General features: G+C 65.9%; 6 protein-coding genes and 1 other RNA gene. 3 read left to right on the top strand and 4 right to left on the bottom strand.

Annotated elements, in window-relative coordinates; genetic code table 11:
* The 4 genes from rsmH to rsmI all read right to left on the bottom strand — a co-directional run.
* On the bottom strand, window positions 1–884 hold an 884-nt coding region (gene rsmH, locus VK519_RS01685; RefSeq protein ID WP_324347044.1), incomplete at its 3' end, for a 16S rRNA (cytosine(1402)-N(4))-methyltransferase RsmH.
* A 43-nt stretch (window positions 885–927) separates the two neighbouring features.
* Window positions 928–1,374, bottom strand: coding sequence for a division/cell wall cluster transcriptional repressor MraZ (gene mraZ / locus VK519_RS01680; RefSeq protein WP_324347042.1), 447 nt, complete (start codon window positions 1,372–1,374; stop codon window positions 928–930).
* A gap of 231 nt (window positions 1,375–1,605) precedes the next feature.
* Window positions 1,606–1,970, bottom strand: an RNA gene (gene rnpB / locus VK519_RS01675) — RNase P RNA component class A.
* 97 nt (window positions 1,971–2,067) lie between these two features.
* On the bottom strand, window positions 2,068–2,889 hold the full coding sequence (gene rsmI, locus VK519_RS01670) for a 16S rRNA (cytidine(1402)-2'-O)-methyltransferase (RefSeq protein ID WP_324347041.1): 822 nt from the start codon (window positions 2,887–2,889) through the stop codon (window positions 2,068–2,070).
* A 146-nt stretch (window positions 2,890–3,035) separates the two neighbouring features.
* Here rsmI and VK519_RS01665 point away from each other — a divergent pair, with 146 nt between their 5' ends.
* The 3 genes from VK519_RS01665 to VK519_RS01655 form a co-directional block, all read left to right on the top strand.
* Window positions 3,036–4,835 carry a penicillin-binding protein activator gene (locus VK519_RS01665; RefSeq protein WP_324347039.1) on the top strand — a complete coding sequence of 600 codons (1,800 nt, stop codon included), beginning with the start codon at window positions 3,036–3,038 and terminating at the stop codon, window positions 4,833–4,835.
* Between the two features lie 48 nt (window positions 4,836–4,883).
* Window positions 4,884–5,258: a YraN family protein gene (locus VK519_RS01660; protein ID WP_324347037.1), complete on the top strand. Its 375-nt coding sequence runs from the start codon at window positions 4,884–4,886 to the stop codon at window positions 5,256–5,258.
* A 203-nt stretch (window positions 5,259–5,461) separates the two neighbouring features.
* The coding region (locus VK519_RS01655) for an autotransporter outer membrane beta-barrel domain-containing protein (protein WP_324347035.1) at window positions 5,462–7,236 on the top strand (1,775 nt) is incomplete at its 3' end.

The following is a 7,236-nucleotide window of genomic DNA, read 5'->3' as shown; positions in this document are numbered from 1 at the left end:
CGCGGATTCGCGGCGATCTCGGCATCGGAGGGGAAGATCGCCTTGCCCACCGGGGCAAGCCGGGCCACGGGCGTGGTCAACGCCGGCGGTGCGCGGCGGCTGCCCTGCACGCGGCCTTCATGGCGCCGGATGAATTGCTTGACGGCGCGGTCTTCGAGCGAATGAAAGCTGATCACCGCCAGGCGGCCACCGGGATGCAGGGCTTCGAGCGCGGCATCGAGGCCTTCGTCCAGCGACGAGAGCTCGGCGTTGACCTGGATGCGCAGGGCCTGGAAGGTGCGCGTGGCCGGGTTCTTGCCCGGCTCGCGGCGGCCGAGCAGCTTCGCGCAGAAAGCGGCGAGGTCGCCGGTGCGCTCGAAGGGCTCATCCTGGCGGCGGGCGACGATGGCGCGGGCGATGCGCCGGCCATGGCGCTCCTCGCCGTAGGTCCACAGCGCCTGGGCGATGTCCTCTTCGCTGGCACGGGCAAGGAACTGCGCGGCACTTTCGCCGCGGGTGGGATCCATACGCATGTCCAGGGGTGCGTCGGCCATGAAGCTGAAGCCGCGTTCGGCATCGTCGAGCTGCGGCGAGGACACACCCAGGTCCAGCAGGATGCCGTCAAGGTCGGTGGCTTCGCTCCACTGCCCGAGCGTGGCGAAATTCTCGTGGCGAATGGCCACGCGGGCATCGCCTGCGTGTTCGGCGGCGGCCGTGGCGATGGCGGTCGGGTCGCGGTCCATCAGGAACAGGCGGCCGGATTCGGAGAGACGGGAAAGGATGGCGCGGGCGTGTCCACCGCGACCAAAAGTGCCATCCAGATATCGACCGCCCGTCCGCACGGCGAGCCCCTCCAAGACTTCGTCAAGCATCACCGGGATATGCCGCAGTTCGCGCCCCGCCATCACTGCATCCCGCTCCCGTTCCACCGCCACCTCGATTGATTTCCTACAAGCGCAAATCGGCCATGTCGTCGCTGATCTCGTCTTCGCCGATGGTCTGGCGGATCTTCGCCAGGTGCGCCTGCTCGCTCCACAGTTCGAACTTGTTGCCCATGCCGAGCAGTACGGCTTTTTTTTCGATGCCTGCCGCTGCACGTTGGCTCGCCGGGAGCAGGAACCTGGCAGCGCCGTCGGGCTCCACGATGGCCGCCGCACCCACCAGTTTCATCTGCAAGGCCCGGTGGACGGCCTTGACCGTGGGTAGCGCATTGACCTGGTCGCGGACCTTCTCCCACTCCTGATAGGGGAAAATCCACAGGCAGCCTGTTTCGAACGGGTTGTAGGCGACCACCAGTCGGTTTCCGCAGTCAGCCGCCACCGTGTCCCGATACGACGTCGGGATCGTGAGTCGGCCCTTGTCGTCGACCGTGATGGCGGTTTCACCTTGGAACACCTGACAACTCCCACTATTTTCCACGTTTTTCCACTGAGGCCCACGATAGTCTCGCCTCCTGAGACTGTCAAGCGATTTTTACTTGTGAATCAATGAGAAAGGCTACGTTCATCGCAATTTCGGGACGTTTCTCAGGAAGGTGCGTGAGGTGGTTGAATCAGCGGGTTTTTTTGATTTTGAGATCGCAAAAAAGAAGGGGCGACGTTTGCACGTCGCCCCTTCGCCTTGCGTTGGTGGAGTCAGCCTGTAAGCCGGGTTCTGTACGCCTTGCGGCGCGACAGTCATTCTTCTCGGCCTGGCGTCGCCGCCAGGCTCCAGCAACCTACCCGGGAACAACGCGGGCCGCGTTATCGTTCCCCTATTTGGTCTTGCTCCGGGTGGGGTTTACCTAGCCGTACGACGTTAGCCCCGTACGCGGTGCGCTCTTACCGCACCCTTTCACCCTTACCTGATCCCCTTGCGGGGCCATCGGCGGTCTGCTCTCTGTTGCACTGGCCGTCGGCTCACGCCGCCCAGGAGTTACCTGGCACCCTGCCCTGTGGAGCCCGGACTTTCCTCGATCCGCTTGCGCGGGACGCGACTGTCCGGCCGACTCCGGGATTGATGATACAGCACCGGGCTTAACGAGAGTCGGTGGGTTAGGGGTCGGAGTGATTACTCTGACCCCGGTCAAGGAACCGGCGAAGAGCAGCTTCAATCGCCTGCTTCATAGAGTTCCTTGCGCGGCGCGCCGGTGATCGCCGCCGCCAGCTTGGCGGCACGCGAGGCCGGCAATTCCTCGCGGAGCAACGCAAACACGCGCTTGCCTTCGGCGAGCCGGGCGTCGGCGTCATCACCGGCCCCGGCCACCAGCACCACGCACTCGCCCTTCTGCTGGTCCGGGTCGCCAGCCACGCGCGCGGCCAGGGCCTGGAGCGGCTCGTCGATCACGGTCTCATAGATTTTGGTCAGCTCTCGGGCCAGCACCGCGGCGCGGGCAGCGCCAAAAACATCGCGCATGTCGGACAAGGCCTCGACGATGCGATGGCCCGATTCATAGAAGATGATCGTGCGCGTTTCGGTGGCGAGGGCCTGCAACCGCGTGCGCCGGGCTGAGGCCTTGGCCGCCAGGAAGCCTTCGAAGACAAAGCGATCGCTGGGCAATCCCGCCACCGACAGCGCCGCGATGGCGGCACAGGGCCCGGGTACGGGCACCACGCGCAGGCCTTCGGCGCGGACAGCGCGGACCAGGCGGAAGCCCGGATCGCTCACCAGGGGCGTGCCCGCGTCGGAGATCAGCGCCACGTCGTCACCGGCCTTCAGCCGGGCGATCACCCCGCCCACGGCATCGCGCTCGTTATGGTCATGGACCGTCATCAACGCCGTGTCGATACCATGATGCACCAGCAAGGGGCGGCTATGCCGGGTGTCCTCGGCAGCGATCACGGCCACCTTGCGCAGCACCTGAACGGCGCGCAAGGTGATGTCATCGCGGTTTCCGATCGGCGTGGCAACGATATAAAGGGAACCGGTCATGGCGGCCGTGGCGTCGGTGAAACGACCAGTGTAGGCGCTGGGCGCGTCGCGGCGCCAACGCGCACGGCTTCGCACCGGGCCCACGACCGCTTCGGCTATGATCGGCGGTGAACTCGAAGCGGTCCCCACCTCAGGAATTGATCCGTATGCGCATGCTTCGCCTGCCGGCTGCGGCCGTGGCGCTTTCGATGATGCTGCTGGCCTGCGTACCGCTGCCGGGCACCCGTACGCCTCCGGCCAACGACGGTGCCCAGCGCGCCCAGGCGTTGTACACGCGGGGCCAGTTCGAGCAATCGGCCGATGCCTACATGGCGTTGGCCGGCCAGGACGCCCAGTATTCCGACTACTACCGGCTGCTCGCTGCCGAATCCTGGCGCCAGGGCGGCAAGCTCGACCGCAGCGAGCAGGCGCTTGCGGATGTCCGCCGCAGCCATCTGGAAGGCGAGGACGCCATCCGTTTCGACCTTCTCCGCGCCGAGTTCGCGCTGCGCAAGAACGACCCGGCCACCGCCCTGTCACTCGCCGGCAATCCCGAGCACCCGATCTCCCCTGGCTTGCAGGCGCGCCTGCTTGAGGTGCGCGCCCGTGCGCAGGCGGCCAGCGGCGACCACTGGGCCGCGGCGCAGACGCGCATCGGCATGGATGATTCACTCACCGGCATCGATCGCGAGCACAACCGCAAGCTCGCCCTGGCGGAGCTTGTCGCCATGGGCACCGACAACCTCGCCGCCACCGACGCGAAGCTGGGGCCCGACGACCGCCTGAAGCCCTGGGTCCATGAAGCGCAGACGCAGTTGGGCGTGGCCGTGGCCCGCGCACCGGCCCAGCTTGCCCAGCCGGTGGGTACCGTCGGCGCCGGTGGCCAACCGGGCGTGCGCGAGGGCTACCGCGCGCCCACTGCCGTCGCCCTGCTGCTGCCCGCCAGCGGGCCGTTATCAAGCGCCGGGAATGTCGTTCGCGATGGTTTCTTCGCCGCCTACCTCGACGCCGGCCGCAATGGCGCGCCACGCCCCACCGTGAAGGTGTACGACAGCGGTAACGACGCCGCCCATACCCTTAGCGCATACGACCAGGCAGTGAAGGACGGCGCCACCCTGGTGGTGGGACCGCTCAACCGTGACGGCGTGGCCGCCCTGTTCGCTCGCGGCGCACTGAACGTGCCAGTGCTGGCACTGAATCATCCCACCGAACGCGTACTGCCGCCCGGTGGCACCAGCGAATTCGGCCTGTTGCCCGAGGCCGAAGGCGCCCAGGTCGCCGACCACATGATCGATCGCGGCATCACCTCGGCGGTGGCCATGCTAAGCAGCGACGATTTCGCTTCGCGCGCGGGCAAGGCCTTCGCTGCCGAATACGCAGCACGGGGCGGCAAGCTCACCCGCACCACCACGCTGCAGGCGAGCGCGGTGAATTTCAGCGACCAGGTCGGCGGCATCGACAGCGCCGAGGGGTCGGGCATCTTCATCAGCATGAAACCGCAGCAGGCGCGCCTGCTGCTGCCGCAGTTGCACCTGGCCAAGGTCGCCGCACCCGTCTTCGGCACCTCGCACATCTACGCGGGCATCGATGACGCCACCAGCGACAAGGATCTTGACGGCGTGGAGTTTTGCGATGCGCCGTGGATGTTCGACGCGCAACCTGGCCTGCCCCGCCGCGGCGATCTTGCCGCGGGCCTGGCCAGCGTCCGTGGCGTGAACGCGCGGCTGTTCGCCTTCGGCATGGATGCCTGGGCGCTGGTGCCCTACCTCGACTGGCTACGATCGCATGTGGGCAGTTACCTGCCCGGCGCCAGCGGCCAACTCACCGCCGACGAGTTCGGCCGCGTGCGCCGCGTGCTTACGTGGGCCCGCTTCCAGGATGGACTGGCCCGCCCGGTGGCCGGCAGCCTAGAAATGGATGCCCCCGCGGCCACGGGCATCGAGGACAGTTCCACCAACACGCAATAGATCGCACCGTCGCCGGCACGGATGCCGGCCAACTGTCGAGGGAACGACATGGTCACCAGCCGCCGCCTTACAGGCGACCACTTTGAAACACTCGCCTGCCGCATGCTCGAGCGGCACGGACTTTTGTGCCTGGCGCGCAACTACCTTACGCGCGACGGGGAGGTGGACCTGATCATGCGCGATGGCCGCGAGCTGGTTTTCGTCGAAGTGCGTTATCGCGCCAGCTACCGTTTCGGCGGCGCCGCGGCATCGATCACACCAGCCAAGCGGCAGCGCATCGTGCGGGCAGCACGCCACTTCCTGGCAACCGGGCGCGGATTCGGCGGTGTTGCCTGTCGCTTTGACGTGGTTACTTACGATGGCGCTGCCAGCGAGCCGACTTCGCATTGGCTTCGCGCGGCCTTCGACGTCGATCAAAGGTAGTCGAAAAACTTTCTATTTTTGCCGAGATAACCGCATGGCGCTTCCACGTTTCGCGCAAATATGCCCTTTCCGCGAACTATTCTGACAACTCAGAATTTTCGTATGTCGATGGACCCGTCGACTCTCTAACGTGCCGCCTCTCGTCTGTCAGAACGGTCTTACACGCCGTCAGCGCAGCGCAGGCAACACAAAGGGACGTCACCATGAGCAACCATCCAGTCCGTGGGGCCGAGCGCCGCACGATGAGCCACCGCGCGCGCGTTCACCATCGGCATGGCCCACGCCATCTCGCCTGCGCCGTCGCGGCTGCACTGCTAGCGTACGCCGACGACGGGCGTGCCACGGGATTGATACCATCGACGGGAAACCTTGTGGTCGATGGTGGCACGCAGACCGGCACGCCGGGCTTCCACTACATCACCCAACTGGATGGTTCGACCAACCCGGCGTCAACGGGCTACGGGCTTTACGTGCTCAATGGCGGCCGTCTAACCACCTCGGATATTTCGATTACCACGCAGGGCCGCGCGGCTCACGCTGCGGTTGCCCACGCGAACTCGTTGATCATCCTCGGTGGCAGCGGCCGCGTTCGCACCATGGGCGACGATGCCGCCGGGCTTTGGGTCGAGGGTACCAACGCCATCATCGTCGCGCCTTCCTACGGCATCCTCACCGAAGGTAATCATGCCAACGGGGTGGTCGTACGCGACCGGGGCCAGGTGAACTTCGACATCGGTTCGATCGTCACCCTGGGCACAGGTAGCGTGGGCGTCAGCGCCGGGAACGCCGCCACTACCGTCGTCGCCAGTACGATCACCACGTCAGGCACCGATAGCCATGGCGCGATGGCAGACGCCGAGGGGCGCATCGAGCTGACCAGCGATACGGTCTTTACTTCCGGCGACCAGGCCCGGGGCGCATGGGCCAACGGCGGACAGATACGCATCAGCAGCAGCGGTGTCACTACAACCGGAAGGCAGTCGCACGGGATATCGGCAACGGGGCCCGACGCCAGCGTCCACATCATGGACAGTTCGATCACTGCCCGCGGCGAAGGTGCGGCCGCGGTCCACGTGACTGACGGCGGGCTGGTCGAATCGACTCGATCGACCATGCACGCTTTCAACGACGCGGCGATGAATGTCGACGGTCACGGCCGCTGGCGCATGCTCGATGGAAGTTCCGCGCGCGGCGATGGCCTGCTCGCTGTGCTGGTAGGGGAGACAAGTTCCGCCGACATCTTCTTCGACCGCAGTGTCGGCCACGGCGACATCGTTCGCTCCTCAGGCGCCACGCGCAACGTCGATATGACTCTCGCCAACGGAAGCTACTGGGCGGGCAGCACCGATATCGTCCGCGACATGTCAGTGGCGTCAGCCAGTTCCTGGTGGCTGGAGCATGACTCAAGCGTGGGGCGCCTGGATCTCTCCGAAGGATTTGTTTTCCTGCCCGGCTTTGGCAACGGCACCCCCGGCGCACTGCGTATCCAGGGCGACCTGGCAGGATCCGGTGGCATGGCGGCCCTGCAGACACGCCTGGATGAGGGCGGCGCAATCGCTGGACAACATACCGACCGGTTGTTGGTAGAAGGCAATGTCAGCACAACGGGCGTGACGTCACTGCACATCGGGTCCATCGGATCCGGTGCACTCACTGACAGCAATCTCAACGGCATTGTCGAACCCCACGAGGGCATCTCGATCGTGCAGGTGGGTGGTCACTCGCGTGCGGATGCCTTCGCGCTACGCGGTGGCTACGTCGCCGCAGGGCCGTGGCAATACAAGCTGTACGCGTTCGGACCCGGAAGCACCGATGCCAGTCAGAATCTGCTTGACGGTGGCACGCTGAATTGGGATTACCGGCTGGCCAATGCCTATACCTGCGTTGTCGATTGTGGTCCCGACGAGCCAGGTGGTCCGGACGGTCCCGATGGTCCCGATGGCCCCGATGGCCCCGATGGCCCCGATGGCCCCGATGG

The organism is Pinirhizobacter sp. (assembly GCF_035317885.1).
Classification (GTDB): Bacteria; Pseudomonadota; Gammaproteobacteria; order Xanthomonadales; family Rhodanobacteraceae; genus Pinirhizobacter.
Note: the sequence above shows the minus strand (reverse complement) of the source record. Positions and strands in the feature narration are given on the sequence as shown.